At 41.2% G+C, this 18,507-nt stretch carries 11 protein-coding genes and 1 tRNA gene; 4 read left to right on the top strand and 8 right to left on the bottom strand.

Features of this window, described 5'->3' with window-relative positions; translation table 11 throughout:
* Nucleotides 1-367: 367 nt before the first annotated feature.
* Nucleotides 368-440: transfer RNA gene (locus NE664_02045), tRNA-Lys, on the top strand.
* Between the two features lie 801 nt (nucleotides 441-1,241).
* On the opposite strand, the gene NE664_02050 is transcribed toward NE664_02045, so the two are convergent.
* The 3 genes from NE664_02050 to NE664_02060 all read right to left on the bottom strand — a co-directional run bounded on the left by NE664_02050 (nucleotide 1,242) and on the right by NE664_02060 (nucleotide 6,829).
* On the bottom strand, nucleotides 1,242-1,682 hold the full coding sequence (locus NE664_02050; protein MCQ4725444.1) for a MarR family winged helix-turn-helix transcriptional regulator: 441 nt from the start codon (nucleotides 1,680-1,682) through the stop codon (nucleotides 1,242-1,244).
* A gap of 88 nt (nucleotides 1,683-1,770) precedes the next feature.
* Nucleotides 1,771-2,718, bottom strand: a complete 948-nt coding sequence (locus tag NE664_02055) for a 3-hydroxyacyl-CoA dehydrogenase family protein (protein MCQ4725445.1) — start codon at nucleotides 2,716-2,718, stop codon at nucleotides 1,771-1,773.
* 13 nt (nucleotides 2,719-2,731) lie between these two features.
* Nucleotides 2,732-6,829, bottom strand: coding sequence for a diguanylate cyclase (locus tag NE664_02060; GenBank protein ID MCQ4725446.1), 4,098 nt, complete (start codon nucleotides 6,827-6,829; stop codon nucleotides 2,732-2,734).
* Between the two features lie 213 nt (nucleotides 6,830-7,042).
* On the opposite strand from NE664_02060, the gene NE664_02065 reads away from it, so the two are divergent.
* On the top strand, nucleotides 7,043-7,477 hold the full coding sequence (locus NE664_02065; protein MCQ4725447.1) for a hypothetical protein: 435 nt from the start codon (nucleotides 7,043-7,045) through the stop codon (nucleotides 7,475-7,477).
* Between the two features lie 549 nt (nucleotides 7,478-8,026).
* Here the strand turns inward: NE664_02065 and spoVG are convergent.
* From spoVG to NE664_02080, 3 genes are read right to left on the bottom strand one after another with little or no spacing between them, the layout of a single operon-like run.
* Complete coding sequence (gene spoVG / locus NE664_02070) at nucleotides 8,027-8,320, bottom strand: septation regulator SpoVG (GenBank protein ID MCQ4725448.1); 294 nt, start codon at nucleotides 8,318-8,320, stop codon at nucleotides 8,027-8,029.
* Between the two features lie 56 nt (nucleotides 8,321-8,376).
* Nucleotides 8,377-9,492: a glucose-1-phosphate adenylyltransferase subunit GlgD gene (gene glgD / locus NE664_02075; protein ID MCQ4725449.1), complete on the bottom strand. Its 1,116-nt coding sequence runs from the start codon at nucleotides 9,490-9,492 to the stop codon at nucleotides 8,377-8,379.
* Complete coding sequence (locus tag NE664_02080; protein MCQ4725450.1) at nucleotides 9,489-10,769, bottom strand: glucose-1-phosphate adenylyltransferase; 1,281 nt, start codon at nucleotides 10,767-10,769, stop codon at nucleotides 9,489-9,491. Before NE664_02080 ends, glgD begins: the two co-directional genes overlap by 4 nt.
* Before the next feature lie 790 nt (nucleotides 10,770-11,559).
* Here NE664_02080 and murC point away from each other — a divergent pair.
* The gene (gene murC / locus NE664_02085) at nucleotides 11,560-12,939 is read left to right on the top strand and encodes a UDP-N-acetylmuramate--L-alanine ligase (protein ID MCQ4725451.1); all 1,380 of its coding nucleotides are present in this window, start codon (nucleotides 11,560-11,562) and stop codon (nucleotides 12,937-12,939) included.
* Between the two features lie 262 nt (nucleotides 12,940-13,201).
* Here murC and NE664_02090 read toward each other — a convergent pair whose 3' ends face one another.
* Nucleotides 13,202-14,866 carry a GH3 auxin-responsive promoter family protein gene (locus NE664_02090; protein ID MCQ4725452.1) on the bottom strand — a complete coding sequence of 555 codons (1,665 nt, stop codon included), beginning with the start codon at nucleotides 14,864-14,866 and terminating at the stop codon, nucleotides 13,202-13,204.
* Between the two features lie 98 nt (nucleotides 14,867-14,964).
* Between NE664_02090 and NE664_02095 the strand changes: the two genes are divergently transcribed.
* On the top strand, nucleotides 14,965-15,879 hold the full coding sequence (locus tag NE664_02095) for a hypothetical protein (protein MCQ4725453.1): 915 nt from the start codon (nucleotides 14,965-14,967) through the stop codon (nucleotides 15,877-15,879).
* 797 nt (nucleotides 15,880-16,676) lie between these two features.
* On the opposite strand, the gene NE664_02100 is transcribed toward NE664_02095, so the two are convergent.
* Nucleotides 16,677-18,023: a GntP family permease gene (locus NE664_02100; GenBank protein ID MCQ4725454.1), complete on the bottom strand. Its 1,347-nt coding sequence runs from the start codon at nucleotides 18,021-18,023 to the stop codon at nucleotides 16,677-16,679.
* Nucleotides 18,024-18,507: the final 484 nt, after the last annotated feature.

Genomic DNA, 18,507 nt, shown 5'->3' on the forward strand with positions numbered 1-18,507 from the left:
CCGCATTTCGTCGCTGCACACGCTTGCCGCCGATTCCTCGGCGCCTTAAACGGCGAAACCTTGAAAGACCGTAGAGTTTTAACCGGCAGAAACGGCGTAAGAGCATGGAAAGCCGCTCCGACGCCGCTAACTTGGCGGCAATCAGCCTTAACGCTGTTATTTCACCGCCTGATATCGGTTAAATCTGTATACGCCTTTACAAACCGAAACCGCTTACTTATATGCGTCCTTATGGAATTAACATGTGTTTTCCGCTGCAAACTACGGACGTCTTTCTTTAAACAATAAAATAATTTAAGATTTTTTTAATAATTTTGTTGACATACTAAAGATATGGTGATATTATATTTCTTGCGTTAATCAATGTGCGCTTTTAGCTCAGTTGGTAGAGCAGGTGACTCTTAATCACAAGGTCCAGGGTTCGAGTCCCTGAAGGCGCATTTCAAAAGCGGCGTTTTGTACGGCAATCGTATGGGGCGTCGTTTTTTTATTCAAAAAATCGAGCCTTACGCCAAATATATACTGTAGCTTTCGCCGTGTGAAGGCAAAAAATTTGTTTTTAATAAATTCCTTTCAATAACTGCTCTTTGCGGCATCCCCAATAAAATGTGCCTTCACTTTACAAGGCATACACGCTACATATGGTACATTTTTCTGTTTTTCCACTCTGCAAGTACTCGGCTGAATTCTCTAATCTCGCCTTGTGGAATCTAAACGCCATGATTCTCACAGCGCGTATACTTGCCTGCATATTTGCGCCTTGAATAATAAAAAAATTTTTCCGTGCACAGCCAAAGACTTGAAAAGGGCATCAGCGGTTTAAGAGCAATGAAAAAGTACTCCGATGCAGCGAACGTCAAATTTTTTGACGCCGCTATTATGCCGATGATGCCTTCCTCAGCCGTATGCGCCCTTGTAAACCGGAAATAACATTCGGCAATGAAAAATATACGTTTATTAAAACTTTGTGCCATACCATGCGTTTCATTACAACCCGCACATTTCAGCATATCGACGCCCGCCATACGTTTAAACAGGGCTTTTGCACAGTACTATGCTTCAAGCCCCGTATCATCATTATCTCTGTTCTTCACGTTTGCATAATTAATTTTTTGACACAAAAACCAATACGTTCAAGCCTTATCAGTATTCGTAACGGCATGATACGCCGACAAAGCCCATATGGACTTAAAAAAGTATATACGTCTGTTTTTAAAAATATATTTCAGACGCAAAACCCTTTACAGCAATTTTGAATCAAGTGTTTCAATTTTAGAAAATATTTCCTTCAGCATCGGTATATTCTCTTCCCCAATAACAGCCTTAACCCTCTCCTGCGCTTTCTTCCATTCTTCCATTCCGTCGGCTACCGTTTTTTCACCCGCTCCTGTCAGCCTGATGTTTTTGTTCCTGTTGTCATGCCCGTCAATTTCTTCTATCAATTTTTTCTTTTTCAGTATGCCAAGCCCCCTGATAACAGTCGTCCTGTCCAGCTTTGTAAACTGCGCAAGTTCGCTTTTATTGCATGTTTTTAATATATTAATGTTATTAAGGAGCGAAAACTGCGTTGTCGTTATATTCAGTTTTTCAAACGCATTATCATAATATTTTGTAATAGTATTTGCGGCGCGCCTGAAATTAATGCAGTAGCACGGCGTATTCCTAGGTATAATTTTACTCACAGCGTTCCCCTTTCCCGCTTTTTTAATACTGAATACATAAATAAATTTTACCTGCCCCGTACTTTCATGAGGTAATAAAATTCCTGCCTCAATCTTTGTGTTCTTCCGTTCCGTATAACGCTTTATATAGCCTTATAAATTTTTCGTCCCTATTCTTAATAGCCTTCTCAGATTTTCCGTCGGAATAGTCATAAAACCCTTTTCCCGTTTTAACGCCGTAATTTCCTCCCTGTGCAAGCGAATTAAGAAGCGGCGCTTCGCGGCTTACGCTCAAATCCGGAAAAAGATACCCGCAAATATTTGAAAACGTATTAAGCCCTCCCAAATCGGCTGTTTCAAAAGGCCCTATACATGCATATCTGAAACCGACTCCGTATTTAACGGCGTCGTCAATGTCTTCAACTGTTGCCGCGCCGCTTTCCAAAATTGCCATGGCTTCCCTTAAAACGGCAAGCTGGATACGGTTGCCTATAAATCCCATTATTTCCTTTTTCAGCACAACCGGTTTTTTGCCGATTTTTTCAGCCAGCGAATATACTGTATCTACAGTTTCGCCGTCTGTTTCACGCCCTTTGATTATTTCAACGAGTGGAACAAGGTGCGGCGGATTCCAAAAGTGCATGCCCGCAAAACGCTCCGGTTTTTTAACGGCCTCGGCCATTTCTGTGATGCTTAGCCCCGATGTATTTGTTGTAAGCACGGCGTGTTCCGGCGCAATTCCCGAAATTTCTTTCCAGAAAATATGCTTTTCGGCCATATTTTCCACTATGTTTTCAATCACAAAATCACAGTCAGCAAATTCCTTTTTGTCAGTTGTAAACTTTATGCTTTTTACAACGTTTTCAGAGCTTTCCTTCGTTGCCATGCCTTCTTTTATAAGGCCCTCCTGATTTATTGCAATAAGTTTTCCCGCCCTTTCCAGGCCGCTTTCCGATCTGTTATAAAGCGCAACATTATACCCGTATTCCGCAAATATCTGCACTAAGGATATTCCCATCGTTCCTGCGCCCGCAATTACAATTTTGTTAATTTCCATAAATATCTCCCCCTTAATCATTCCAAGGCATGCCGCTTATAAGCATCCCTTCATATTCTTCTTCCGGCAGTGGCATAGAATAAACATATCCCTGAATATAGTCGCATCCCATCTTCCGGAGTTCTTCCACCTGTTCCAAAGTTTCAACGCCTTCAACCACCGTGCGTATGCCAAGCCGCTTTGCCATTTGCAGCACGCTCTTAACTATTATATCATGCCTGCTCTTGTTTACTATCCTCCCGTAGAAAAACATTTTGTCAAGTTTAATCATATCAACAGGAAGATTCTGAAGGAGATTAAGGGAAGTATCCCCCGTGCCGAAATCATCCATTGTACATAAAAAACCGCATTGCTTCATTCCGTCTATAATTTTTTCAAATTTATATGGGTTTTCAACAGCCGCGCTTTCGGTAAATTCAAGCTCAATTTCACCGTTTGATACGGAATACCTTTCTTTAACGGCCTTATACTTCTCTATGCAGTTAGGCCGCATAAGGGATATTTTTGAAATATTTACAGATATGCAGACTTGTTTTTTATGCTTTTCCTTCATCATTTTAATAAATCGGCAGCTTTCTTCAAACATATACATATCAAGCTCCGCAATCTGCCCGCTCTTTTCAAGAACAGGTATAAATTCATCGGGATACGAAAATACGTTTCCGCCCCTAATCCACCGAGCAAGCGCTTCGGCTCTTTCCGGACCGCCCGCATTATCGCCGCCTACTGCCGCCTGAGGCTGGAAATACACTTCAATTTCCTTATTTTGTATTGCGTGCGCGGCTTCGCTTTCAAGGTTAAAATACCTAAGCGATTCAAGCCTCAACGTATCGTCAAAAAACGCCATTTGGCTGCCGCCCTTGCCTTTAATGCGCTTCTGCGCCATATTGGCCCTGTTTATAATTTCCTCAAGAGTAATGTTTTTAAGCTCTTCCCTTTCTATTAAATAAATACCGGCAGAAAACTCAACGCGAAAATATCTTTTTGCCAATTCTTTATATTCATTCAAGGCTTTTTCAAGCTTATTAAACAACTTGCCTATTTCCCCGATTTCCTTATATTTTTTAAGCAGTATAAACGTATCTGCCGAAACGCGGCAAAAAGTTTCATCCTCTGTTAAATACAGATCAAATACTTCCGCACAATAACTAAGGAGGCCATTGCCTTTGTCAAAACCGTAGGCGTCGTTAATGTATTTAAAGTTTTTAATATCAAAATACCACAGGGAATAATCATTTCCTTCAAATTCGTTAATGAGCCTTTCGGCTTCAATTTTAAAGCCGTCAAAACTTAAATACCCCGTAAGCATATCTCTATACCTGAGTTTTTTATTTTCTTCCCTAAGCGAATCTTTTTTTATCTGAGCCGCAAGATATGACGCCATAATCCTGGTTAAAGCCAAATCCGCCCAGTGTTTTTTGACATTGGCAATCCCTATCATCCCTTCAAGCTTGCCATCCACAAATAGCGGCGTAATAAATATGGATTCCACATCAAACTCCCTCAAAAAATCATACGCATGAGGATCTGTTTCCTTAATGCCGTCTACACTGCTTATAACAACCTGCTTGCCGTTTTTAAGCGATTCCTGCCACAAAATCCGCACATCAGCCGAAACAGACGGAAAAATGCACTCCGAAAACCCATTTTCCCTGTTCCAGTACACATTTGGCAAATTTCCGAAAAACTGTATATAAGTATGCTGTGCGTCGAAAAAACCGCACAGCGCCTTAAGCATATCCGCGACTGCCCCGGCCTTATTGGAGTCGAACAAAAGGGGGCTTAAAAATCCATTGAGAAGCCTTTGGCTTTCAAGGTTTTCTTCAAGCACTTTCCTTACCCTTCCCGTTTCCGATATGTCCATGGCTATTTCCATGCGGACAATTTTCCCGTTCCACTCCGCCAGTTTGTCTTTAAGCAGATATTCGTGGTTTGTAATCGGATTTTTGAAAGACCAAATCAGGTACTCGTCTTTTTTCAAAAGGCGGTTTGTACAGAACAGGCAAGGGCTGTCCCTCTCCTGAAGCACTTCATAACATTTGCGTCCCTTATAATTGCCCCATCGCCTTTCGGCAAGCCCCGGCTTTTGGGAAATAATTTCATATAGTTCATATGTATTAAGGTCGCTGAAATAAAGGAAGTCATTGTCGTTTTCAAGCATAAAACGCTCGCTTGCATTAATCGAGTAGCCGCTTATTATTTTTGAAAATATTTCGCTGGGGCCATTTTTACAGCTTGCAATGCTTTTAATATTCTTTTCTGTTTTTCCCACGTCATAAAGTACGCCCCTGTTTTTTCCAAGCCTTTTCGCTTCATAAAGGGCCGAATCGGCTTTTTCGTAAAGCGAATCCAAATTCCTGCCGTCTTTCGGATAAACGGCGGCGCCTACGCTTATAAATACGGAAGTAATCCATTTTTCATCGTTTCCGGTTCCCGAAAAAACGCGCTGCAAAAGTTTCAGTTTCTTTTCGGCTTCTTTCCCACCTTGTATATTTTTCATGAATACGATAAATTCGTCGCCGCCGAGCCTGCCGATAATATCGCTTTCCCTGAAAGAATGTTTCAGCATCCGCGCAACAAACTTTATAACTTTATCTCCTTCCATATGTCCGTAAGTATCGTTTATCTTTTTAAAATCATCTATATCTACGATAAACAAAGCTCCACATTTATCGCCATTGCGTATTATGTATTCGGCTATTTTCCTTTCTATACTTTTCCTGTTGTAAAGCCCCGTAAGGGAATCGGTTTGGGCTTCGGTTTCAAGATCGTATTTGTCTGAAATGTCTTCGATTTTTCCAACTATACGCCGTACCGTGCCGTTTTTTCCGCGCAGTATTGCCGCTGTAATTTTGCACCAGATGTACCTGTCCTCGGTTTCATGATTTATCCTTATTTCAATAGGATCGCGTTCAACGCCGCCGCTTATGTCGTCCAGAAAATCCCTAAACTTTTCCGAATCGTCTTCATGTATATGCATGAAGCTTTCATCTATGGAAAACCTTGACGAACGACCGAAAAGTTCGGTATATGTGTCGCTTACAACAAAATTTTTTTCGTCTATATCATATTCAAGTATTACATCCTGTGAACTTTCGGCAAGTATCCTATACCTTTCCTCATTCCACAAAAGTTTTATTTTATCCTCGGAGCTTTGCCTGAATCGGTTTTCAAATATAAGTATTACAAGGAATATGAGCATCAGAAAACAAATGGATATAGAAATTTCAAGGATTACTCCGTTATCAATTACAAAGCCGAACTCCTTTTCCATTAAACTTTTGTCGTAAATCGAAACGAGATGCATCCCCTTCGCTCCAAGCGGCTGGCACAGCATATATACGCAGTTTTGGCCTATATTATACACGGACGTTCCATTCCCTCCGGAAGCCAGCCTTTTCCTTAGCGTTTTGCCCGTTTCTTCCAACCCTTCCGTATTAATATACGCTTCAACTATATTGTCCCCTGTTTTAAGGCCGTCTCCGCCGTCGTATCTTTTCGCAAGTATATTTCCGAAATCGTCCACAATAAATCCCCTGGCCGCATAAGCATCCATATCTTCCCAAATCGATTCCGCAAGCCAGTTTGTATCCGCTACCGCCGCTATGACAAACTCAACCCTGCCGCCGTCGAATACGGGGACGCTCATTATAAAATATCCTTTTGCGCCTTCACCGGAAGATATTGTATAATTTCCGGCAAACCTCATGCCGTTTAAAGCCTCGGAAATAAACTCCTCAGAGCCGGTCAGTTTAACGTTTCCCATTGAATATATTTCCCCGTATTCAGCCGACATAACAAAAACCGAGGTGAATGTCCCGTCAAGCGAACCGAACTTTTTAAAAAACCTTTCGACCGTTTCGCTTTCTTTGCCTTCCTCCGCTATTTCAATAATATCCCCCAAATTGTCGAGGGAATCAAACTTGGAATCAAGCTTTGTTTTAAACACCCGGCTTTCCTTTTCCGCAAGCGTTTTTATGGATAAAGCCGTTATCTCGCCTATGCCGCGATCTATTTTTTTATTATATGTATTAACGGAATATATATACCCGACAATAATCATAGCAAAAAGAAATACTATCCCGAAAATAAACCCAGAGTTCTTCTTCATAAAAATTCAATCCTTCGCAATATTTGAAAACCACCCATATAATATATGACATTATAACATACATATCTTTTAAGGTAAACAATTCAAAACAACGTAATCTAAACTGCTTTTAAGGCGCAAAAGTAAGGCTTTAGTTTAAAAAACATTTAAATAACGGATAAAAACACGCTGTGGAAAATATAATTGTAATAAAATCCCTTTGGGAGGCTAATTATGAGCGATAATAAAATTTATGAAATTGCGAGAATGATAAACAATTCGTCGCCGCTGAACGAGGACGTGGTAAACGCCTTGGAGGTACTGAGGAATAATTTTCAAAACAACTACGTACGCCGTCTTGTCCACGCGGCCGGCAGCGAAGCCGAAAAGGCTAAAACGCATCCCAGCCGTGAAGTTGTTCTTCTGAAGGCATTAAAAAGCTTCGGCGATAAAAATTCCATGCGAAATATAGACAGGGCTATAGAAATGCTTACCACATTCCAGGCAATTAATAATGTACAGTACACATTAAATACATTGAAGCAGAACCAAACTTCCATACAAATGAAAAGCAGCTTGGCAAAAAATCATCCGGCCGATATAATCAGCCCTTCAAGCATAAATATAGCCGGCCTGCTTTTAACTATGGAGCTTTTAAAAAGTATGTAACCGCCCCGCACAACATAATTAAAAAAGCCCGTATCCTTCAAAGGGAACGGGCTTTTTTAACGCTTTAAGCAAAAAAAGCTTTTATAACGGCGTATACCTTCGGTTTGCAAGGGCACATACGCCCCACAAGGAAAAAATTTCCGCATTTCTGCGCTGCATAAGCTTGCCATAGGATCCGCTGTGCCGGCGCATATGCGCCTTGAACTGCAAAAATTTTTCCCTTGTGAGGCCGGAAAGTTTTAGCGAACGTCATCGGAATAAGCGCAAGGCAAAAACGAGCAGGCGCCACGGTTCCTACGGCAAGCGGCTTTAACACAGCTATTGCGCCGCTGACGTCCGTTAAAACCGTGTGTGCTCTTGTAAACTGAAGCTATGATAAATATTTATGGCTTTTAAAAAATGTTCAAAAATACAAAACAGGATTTTCGATTCGGCTTAAACGCCGTTCAAAAATCCTGTTTTTACAACGCGGCTATTCCCCGCGTTCCATTAAAATATTATTTTCCTAAATATAAGCCGCAATGTTTCTTTGCCTTAAGAGCAAATTTCTCAGATTTCCGTCGGCTCCCCTTCCAATGCTTCGGCTTCTTCCAATGCCTCTTCATACTTTTTAAGTACCACGTCTTGGATCTTCTCTCTTGTAGATGCATTTATCGGATGCGCAATATCCCTAAATCCGCCCTCGCCGGTCTTTCTGCTCGGCATAGCAATAAAAAGGCCTTCATCTCTTTCAATGACCTTTATATCGTGGACAACAAACTCATTGTCAAACGTAACTGAAATAACAGCCTTCATTTTGCCTTCTTTGTTGACTTTCCTAACCCTTACATCAGTAATTTCCATAATTAGTCCACCCTTCTTTTGTCGTCTTAACGCGTTAGCATTGGTATAAGCGCCGTTTATAAAACGGTGCCTTTTTTTAATATAACCGGTTTATTTTTTTCGCCGATTATATGCCTTCCCTCCGATATAATAACATTTTTGTCGAAAATAACATTTTCAATAACACAGTTATTTCCTATATAACATCCTTCCATCAATATGCTGTCCTTAACGCTTGTATTTTCGCCGATATATATTCTCCTGAAAAGCACGGAACCCTCAACCCTGCCGTTAATAATGCTCCCTCCGCCGCTGATTGTATTTTTAACTTCGGCGCATGCATTATACTTAACGGGCGGTTCGTCTTTCAGTTTTGTTGTAGTATACGGGTATTCCTTTACAAAAATATCCCTAATCTCTTTTTTAAGGAAATCCATATTAGTCTGGTAATAGTCCGAAATTCCTCCGCCCACGCAACTCCAATAGCCGTCGAACTTATATCCGTAAATGTTAAGCTTTCGGCGAAAACGTACTATAATATCTTTAACAATATCATATCGCCCTTCCGGAACAATTTCTTCAAGCAGTTCTATCAAAAGCGTCCTTGATATAACATAAATCCCGAGAGAAGCGTTATTTGTCTGCGGCTCCAACGGTTTCTCTTCAAAATCCACAACCCTTCCGTCATCGTTTACGTTCATAATGCCAAGCCTTGTCAGATCCTTATCGTGCATTTGTTTATACACAACGGTTATATCCGCTTTTTTAGCCGCATGGTATTCAAGCACCTGCCTGTAATTCATTTTATACACCGAATCGCCCGACGCTATAACCACATAAGGCTCGTTGCTCTTTTTAAGGAACGAAATATTTTGATATATGGAATCCGCCGTCCCTCTGAACCAAAAATTGTTGTCGCTGCTTATAAACGGAGTAAATATGAAAAGCCCGCCCTGCTTGCGTCCGAAGTCCCACCATTTTGAGCTTGATAAATGGTCGTTCAGGGAACGCGAATTATACTGGGTAATAACCGCGACTTTGTTAATGCGGGAATTTGCCATATTGCTTAAAGGAAAATCAATAGCCCTGTAGCAGCTGCCGACAGGCATGGCCGAAGCCGCCCTTGTTATTGTTAAATCGCCAAGGCGCATCTCGCTGTTGCCGCCTGCCAATATAATACCTATAGCTTTCATAATTCAACCCCCTCTTTTATGATGGATAATCCGCTTCCAAGCTTCATATCAGGGTAGTCTTGTGCCGATGTAAAGCCGTAAATAACACAGTTTTTGCCTATCTCAACGCCGGGAGGCACCACTGTTTTTTCTCCCAGTACGGTAATTCCGGTATTGTATATTTTAGGCTGGTTAATACAAGGTATGTTGTCGCCGACGCCCATTTTAACATTTTCGCCTATTATACATCCTTCGTCTATTATGCACCTGTCGATCACAGCCCCTTTTTCTATCCTGCAGCCTGACATAATAATCGAATCTTTAATAAACGCGCCTTCGGCAACTTCAACATTCGGGCTTAAAACCGAGTTATGTACCTCGCCGTATATTTCGCATCCGTCCGAAACAATGCTTTGCCTTATAACCGCATTTTCTCCGGTGTACTGCGGAGGCTGCTGTTCGGCGTTTGTATATATTTTCCAAAAGTCTTCATAGAGGTTAAACGACGGCAGAGTTTTTATAAGCTCCATATTAGCCTGCCAATAACTTTCAATTGTTCCGACGTCTTTCCAGTAATCCTTAAACCTGTAGGCATACATAATTTCGCCGTTATTAAGCATTGCGGGTATTATATGGTTTCCGAAATCGCTGTCGGGATGTATTTTGCTGTCGGTAATGAGAGCTTTCCTGAGCTTATCCCATGTAAAGATATAAATTCCCATGCTGGCAAGGTTGCTCTTCGGATTTACAGGTTTTTCTTCAAATTCATAAATAAAATCGTCGTCTTTTGTATTCATAATGCCGAAACGCCCGGCTTCTTCAAAAGGCACTTCCAAAACCGCTATCGTTGCGGCGGCATTTTTTTCCTTATGGAATTCAAGCATTTTAGAGTAATCCATCTTGTAGATATGGTCGCCTGAAAGAACCAGGACATATTCCGGATCGTTTTCATCGATATATTCGATATTTTGATAAATAGCATTAGCCGTGCCCATAAACCATTCGCCGCTGTCGCCGCCTTTTACATGGGGGGCGAGAATTGTAACTCCTCCCCTTTTTCTGTCCAGATCCCACGGTATGCCTATGCCTATGTGCTGGTTAAGCCTTAACGGCTGATATTGGGTCAGGACGCCGACGTTATAAACTCCTGAATTTATACAGTTGCTGAGCGGAAAGTCTATTATCCTGTACATGCCTCCGAAAGCAACAGCCGGTTTAGCTATTTTCTTAGTCAAAATACCAAGCCTGCTTCCCTGCCCGCCGGCAAGGAGCATTGCAATCATTTCATTTTTACTCATGCCATCATCCCCCCGCATATCCATGTCCGTATGGATAATTTTTGTCAAAAAAGTAAATAATAAGCCCTGACGGATAATAAAATATTCCTGACATATTATCTTACTTTGTATATGTAATTATTTTAACATAAATACCATAAATTATAAATAGCAATTTAACCGTTTATTAAAAAATATATCCAACCCATTGTTAAAATTATATACTTTTTTGTCAAATATGTGTACTAAACATTTTTTTAACCAAATTAAAAAGTAATTTTTTATATATTTTAGTATTTTTAAGCTTTATTTATATGAATTTTGACTACCTTTTATACAAATACGCATTTATTTTCTGCAAAGTTGTTTTTTTATAAATACAAGTTCATATACTTTCCTCGCATCTTCAAGTATTTTGGGCTTATCATAACGGCCGGCAAGCGCCTGTCCTAAACGCCCATTAAAAGCTTATGCGGCGTAAAGTTAAAAATATTCATAAATATAATGCCGAAAATCTACAGTGCCGGCCGGCGCACATAATTTATGCCAAATAACGCCGCCGCCTTCAAAATTGCTAAAATATAGACTTTAAACAAAGTATGTAGTATAATTTTATCGTAAGATATTTCATAAACCCGCTTGGCAAAACATAAATAATCCTATTTTATATTTCTGTCCCGAATCAGTTTTAATGCCGACGGCGGCTCGATATTTTTAACGGCTTATATTTATAATTTTCCATGCAGGTTTTTATACCACCAAAACGGGGATTTATAATCAAATTTAATAAAGAATAGAGGCGTTCTGATTAATGAATAAAAATATTAAGGAAACATATAAAAACGTTTATTTTATAGGCATAGGCGGCGTAAGCATGTCAGGCCTTGCCGAAATACTTAACGGCATGGGGATAGCGGTATCCGGTACGGACATAAAACCGTCGGCCGCTACAAAACGCCTTGAAAATCTCGGCATACATGTCAATTACGGCCATAAAGGCGAAAATATAAAGGACGGCACGGATCTTGTGGTCTATACCGCCGCAGTTAAGGAAGATAATCCCGAAGTAGAGGCCGCAAGGGAAAAAGGCATCGAAACAGTCGAAAGGGCCGATCTCCTCGGCGCAATAATGTCAAACTACAGCCATTCAATAGCCGTAAGCGGAACCCATGGAAAAACAACGACGACCTCTATGATTAGCGAAATACTGCTTGCAGCCGACGCTGACCCGACCATAACCGTAGGCGGAACCTTATCGACAATAGGCGGCAATATTAAAGTAGGAAAAAGCGGTTACTTTGTTGCCGAAGCGTGCGAATACCACAACAGTTTCCTTAAATTTAACCCATATATAGGGATAATACTTAATGTAGAAGCAGATCACCTTGATTTCTTTAAGGATATTGACGAAATAAAGGAATCTTTTAAAAAATTCGCTTTAAACGTGCCTAAAGAAGGACGCGTTATAATAAACCATGAGGCATATGGTGTTGAATATATTACATCCGGGCTTAACAGCGACGTTATCACATTCGGCCTTACCTCCGGAGCCGACTGGTATGCCGAAAACATCGTTCATGAACCTGACGGCACAAACAGTTTTGACGCTGTGTTTAAAGGCAAAAACTCAGGCCGTATTTCCCTGAAGATACCGGGAGAACACAATATTTTAAATGCCCTTGCCGCATGCGCCGCTTCATACTCTCTCGGCATAAGCATGGAAAATATTATAAAAGGCCTTGATAGCTACACCGGCGTTAACCGCCGTTTCCAGAGAAAAGGCGAATTTAACGGAGTTAAAGTTATCGACGACTACGCGCACCATCCTTCCGAAATAAAAGCCACCCTCGCCGCCGCAAAAAATGTCGAGCATAATAAAATATGGTGCGTATTCCAGCCGCACACATATACAAGGGCAAAAGCTTTATTTGAAGAATTCGGCAAGGCATTTTCGGACGCCGACAAAATTATCGTCGCCGACATATATGCCGCAAGGGAAAAGGATACGGGGCTTATAAACGCCGAAGATATTGCGCAAAAAATCAGATCTAACGACAAAGACGCCGTTTATCTCGGAAATTTCGACAGTATAGTTGACTACATTAAATCCACAGCATGTCCGGGCGATCTGTTGATAACCATGGGCGCCGGAGATGTTTATTTAGTTGGGGAAAGGCTGGTTTCCCAATAGTTATCCACACTATCCACAGAGTTATAAACATTTTATGATTAATATTACTGTTGATAACTTGTTTTTCCCCATAAACATACGTCTTTTCCCAGCAGTATAAAACTGCCGTAAAACACGGCAAAAACTCCTTTGATTTTTCGGCGCACGTAAAAGCGCTTATATTATATCAAAGGAGTTTTTTGCTGCCCAATTATATCAGCCGACGCAAAATCGTGCTTTGCATCAATTATTAAACGCGCCGAAACTACGCGGCGTTTCCGGCTTATTCCATCTTTTGAATCATAGAAAAGAAAAAGCTTTCCCTGAACTTATTGTCAATCAGACGCACCGGCTTTATCTGCCCCGACGCTCCGCCTTTGGCGCACATAAGCTGCCTGTACACGGCATACGAACCTTCCCTAAGCATATTTATTTTAAGAGGGGCTATAATACCCAATTTCCGTTTGTCCAAATACGAACGGTTAAACCTTCCTATTTCCAAATCAAGCGCGCTTTCGTATTCCGAAAGGCGTTCTTTTTTTATCCCGCCTGGTATTTCCATAAAAACTATATACCTTGCCGGGCTGTGGCTGTAATCCGGATACAGACTGTATTCGGCGACGTCTGCTCCCGTTTTTTCGGAAAAGGCGTTAATCGCCGACTGCATGGCGTAATCGTTTGTTTTTTCGCCTGCCAGGCTTACAATCTGATTTTTCCTGTAAAGGAATTTAATAACAGGGCATGTCCCCCAAAATCCTACAACCTTTATCACGTCAAGCATTTTATAGCGGTAAAAACCTGAAAGATTGGTTATTACAAGTTCATAGTCGCGCCCTTTTTCAATTTCGCCGACGGTTTTCGGCCCGCCGCCGCGCTCAATGTCTATAAATTCGTAAAAGGCGCTGTCGAGTATCATAACCATTCCGTCGTCCTCCGGGGCTATATGTGTGGCAAATATCCCTTCCGACGCGGAATATATGCTTTCGTTTAAAAGCGCCCCTCCCATGTAGCGCCGCATTTTATCTGCATATACCGAAAAGCTTCCCCCGCCTATGCCGTATATAAATTTGAAATCAGGCCAAATCCTTGTAAGTATTCCGTCAAAGCCCTTCTCGCATTCCTTCCTTATAAATCTCCCCCTGCCGGGCATGGGCTTAATGCCCTCCGAGATTTCTTTTCTTACGCGCGGCGGCATAATTATATCTTCGTTTACAGTTCCCCGTTCTATATCGCCGGCCAGCATTTCCCAGTTATCCTCAAAATATTTCATGGCGTCAACGGCGGTGTTCAGAAATGCGCATGTAATAAACGACAAATCCTCTTCCATAAGGGCAAAGCGCAGATGAAGGTATTTTGTATCCGTTTCGCCTCCGGGATATGTGGCCGCCAAAGGCGACGTATACACATAATGTTCCACATCCTTATATTTCTCGCGTATTTTGCTTGAAACAGCCCCATACGAATAACCGTTAAGGTTTTTAAGGCGCACATTTGCAAGGGATAGCCCTCTGCTTTTTTTCCAGTTATCCCCAAGCGTGTTTTCCATTGCCCCAAAACATACGTTTAAAGTATAGTCAGTAAACATTTCAAGCGCCTCGGCGCACATGGGAACCTTTTTAGGCAATCCGCTGCTGCCGCTGCTTTCGGCAAAATGTACTGGGCGGCGCGCTGAAAGTATATTTTCGCCTCCGTTTAATATGCTTTCAATATATTCCTCATAATCGGAATATTCTGTTAAAGGCGCTTTTTCCATATATTCCTTCACATTCTTTATGTTTCCGAAACCGTATTTCCTTCCGTATACGGTATCTTTATTTTCCGATAAAATACGCATAAGCAGTTCTTCGTTGCTTTTTGCAGCGTTTTTGCTTAATTGAGACATATTGGCAATACGTTCTCTGCCTATTTCTATTTTGCGTTTAATTGCTTTTAATGTTGCCTTTTCCATACTTAGCTCCTTTTTATATTTTACATACTGTATACCACTTGTAACACTGCATATGCTGTGGTAGAATATTCAGATATTAATTTTTTGGAGGAATAATAATGCCGGGATTTATACTTATTGGCGAAAAAAGCGCTAAATTGAAAGACCTTGATATATTTACCGAAACATTTAACAGCCTCGGCCTGCCGCTTGAAAAGGTATATGCCGACGATATTGCCGTAATAAGCGGCGAAACGCCTTATATTTATATCCGCGGCGCCAAAACGCCGCCGCCTGATTTTATAATTCCGGCATTTTTCGGCGACAACACATATCACAACAGAAGCGTTGTACGCATGTTTGAAAGTATCGGCGTCCTCTGCATAAATAACTGCGACTGCCTTATAAATACGGGCGACAAGCTTAAAAGCTTCCAGCTTATTAAAAAGCATGCGCCATATGCCTGTCTGCCAAAAACAATGCTGTATATGCCTTCCATAGGCGAAAAAACTATAACCGAAAACTTTTCATTTCCTATTATAGTAAAAATAGACCACGGAGCAAAGGGAACCGGCGTATCCCTTGCCAAAAATTACGATCATCTTATTGATATAATAGGATTATACCGTAAAAGCTACAACGACGAAATACTTTTACAGGAATTTATATCCGAGTCGGCCGGCGTGGATCTTAGGATTATAATATGCGGCGGCAAATATATAACTTCTTTTAAAAGGATAAATGAAAAATGCTTTAAGTCCAATCTGGCTTCGGGCGGCCGCCTTGAGTTTTTCACGCCGCCCGATGAAATAATAAATACTGCAAAAGCCGTAGGAGCCGCGCTCAACATAAATCTCGGCAGCGTGGACTTTCTTCTCGGAAGCAAAGGGCGGTACTATGTATGCGAAGCAAACTCCATGCCCGGCCTAAGCTATGTTAAAGCGGCGGCAAAGGCAGGGCTTAGGAACCCTCTTTCAGATATAGCCGAAAATATAAGGCGGCAAGTTGAAAACCACAAATCAAATATACAATAACTATCCGAAAAATTGCGGCATACGGCAATATTATCATACAAATCTAATTTATTGCCGATCCGCGGAGTATTCCATGTTTTTTACGTTTTTAAGCACGCCGTTTATACCTTCGATTTTTCGGTATTCACTTCAGCCTATATATTATAAAGTTTCCCCGTATTTTCAAACTTCCAGCCAACCCGAAAATCCGCATAACATATACGGCTTTGAAAAACGGCAAACATTACGCATGATATTTAGGATTAAATTACCTTCAATTTACGATGTTCAATTTACAATGGAATATATGGTTTAGAACAGCATCGGCGTCATAGCGGCGGCGTCAAAAGCATTACCGCGCCGCTTAGACTGCTTTTGCACCCTTACTTTATCTTTGCTCTTAAACCGCTAATGCCGTTGCAGGCTCTTCAACTCCATATAAAGAAATTTTTTGTTATTCAATGCACAAATATGCAGGCAAGTGTACAAACCTTATGAGAGTTGCGGCGCATTTTCCAAAGCGGAGTTAAAAAGTCCCAATCAAGGGTTTGCAGCGCCAAAGAACAGAAAAATTTACCATGCGGAGCCTGTATGTTCGTAAGCTTAAGGTATTCATGTTTCATATAAATGCATCTAACGGTAAATCTTTCTGTACAAATTAATATACTGTTAATATACTGCCGACAAAAAAACACTGTTTCTTAAAGAAACAGTGTTTTTTTGAAATGTGCCGCTGCCCATGTGAATTTAAATCAGTTAATTTAAATCGCCATACTCATTTAACCCCCCGTTAAATACGGCGGCGGCTGTATTCAATTTTAAAGCCCCGGAAGAACTCCCGCGAACAGGCTTAATATAAGCACTACTACAAAACCCGATAAGCCCGCTACAAGGCCGCCTATCGTCCATGTTTTAAATGTTTCCGCAAACGAGAAACCGGAGAACCTGTTAATTACCCAGAAACCTGAATCGTTCGGGAGCGAAAGCCCTACGCTTCCACAGCATGTTGCAAGGCCTACAAGTACCGGCGACGCACCTACTGCCGCAATAGTCGGCGCAACAATCGACGCCGTTGTTACGAGGGCTACTGTTGCAGAACCCTGTGCCGCACGGAGTATCTGCGAAAGAAGGAACGCAAGCAGTATAAGCGGTATATTGAAGTTGCCCATAACGTTAACAAGATATTCGCCGATACCTGTTGAGTTGATAATCTGCCCAAAACTTCCGCCGGCTCCCGTTATAAGAAATACCATTCCGGCCTGCGCCGCGCCTTCTGTAAGCACGTCTTCCAAAGGCCTTTTGAGGTATTTTTTAAGGGCGAAAACCGCAACGAGCACGCCTATGAAAAGCGCTATATTCTTATCGCCGATAAATGTGAAAAACGCTGTTACGGCAGGGCTCTTATCACCTATAACCGCTCCGGCAACAGTGCCTAAGAGTATAAGGAGTATAGGAAGGAGAATAAGCCCGATTGCAAGCTGTCCGCTTGGCTTAGGACCGTTTGAAGCTTCAGCCTTTGCCGCGGCCTCGCTGTCCTCCTTAATTTCAAAGCCGTTAGGGAAAAACTTGTCCACAGTTAATTTTGAATATAAAACGCCGCCTATTAAGCTGGCAGGAACCGCAACTACTAGCGAATAGAATACGAACGGCCCCATGCTCGCCCCTACAGTGCCGGCAACGGCCATAGGCCCAGGAGTAGGAATAACAAGGCAATGGGCAACAATAAGGCCTACGCCAAGCGCCGTAACAAAACGCGCAAAATTAATGCCCGTCTGCTTTGAAAGCTGTTTCGCAATAGAAACAAGTATAACGAAAGCCGCGTCAAAATAAACAGGTATTGCAACTATAACGCCTGTTAAGTTCATTGCCAACGGCGAGTTCTTTACGCCGATTTTTTCAAGCACAAGGCTTGCTATTTCTTCTGTGCCGCCCGTTTCATAAAGGAGCTGGCCAAGTAAAATTCCGAGCGCGATAACAATACCTATAGAGGTCATTGTAGAGCCGAAGCCCTTCGCTATATCGGTTGGTATCTGCGCAACCGGAATACCGCCGCCCAAACCGATAACTATTGAAACTAATAAAAGCGCGATGAAAGGGTTTACTTTAAATTTGATGATAAGAAGCATTAATAAAGCTATACCCACTAAGAAAATTGCAAGAAGCATTTTATGCCCTCCTAGAAATAAATTGCAGAAATGAGCCGTTTTTATAACATATCCCGGGTTTATTACAATTAAACAGGCCTTAAACATTTGCACATATATAATAAATAAATGCGCCTGTAATGTCAAATTTTTAACGGCCAAATATTTCTTTTAATGTTAAAAAATTATTTGTGATATTTAACATGCACAGCTTCGGTAAGTCCGGCGAAAAAATGCCTAAAAACAAATATTTCTACAAAAAACATCATAAAATCCCTATATAAAGCTATAAAAAATACAGAAAATTCCTCAAATCTAAATATTTTATATTTATATATAAATATACATCCAGCCATAATAATAACAGCGGCAATATGCGCATTTCCATAACTTAAAATCCCCAAAATATGAATAAAACTGAAAAATAATAAAAATCTAAGCAAAATAAACTCCCCCTAACTTCAGTATAAAAATATAAAACAAAAAAAGTTCACAAATTTTATTG

The sequence above is a fragment of the Anaerotignum faecicola genome, from assembly GCA_024460105.1.
GTDB lineage: Bacteria > Bacillota > Clostridia > Lachnospirales > Anaerotignaceae > JANFXS01.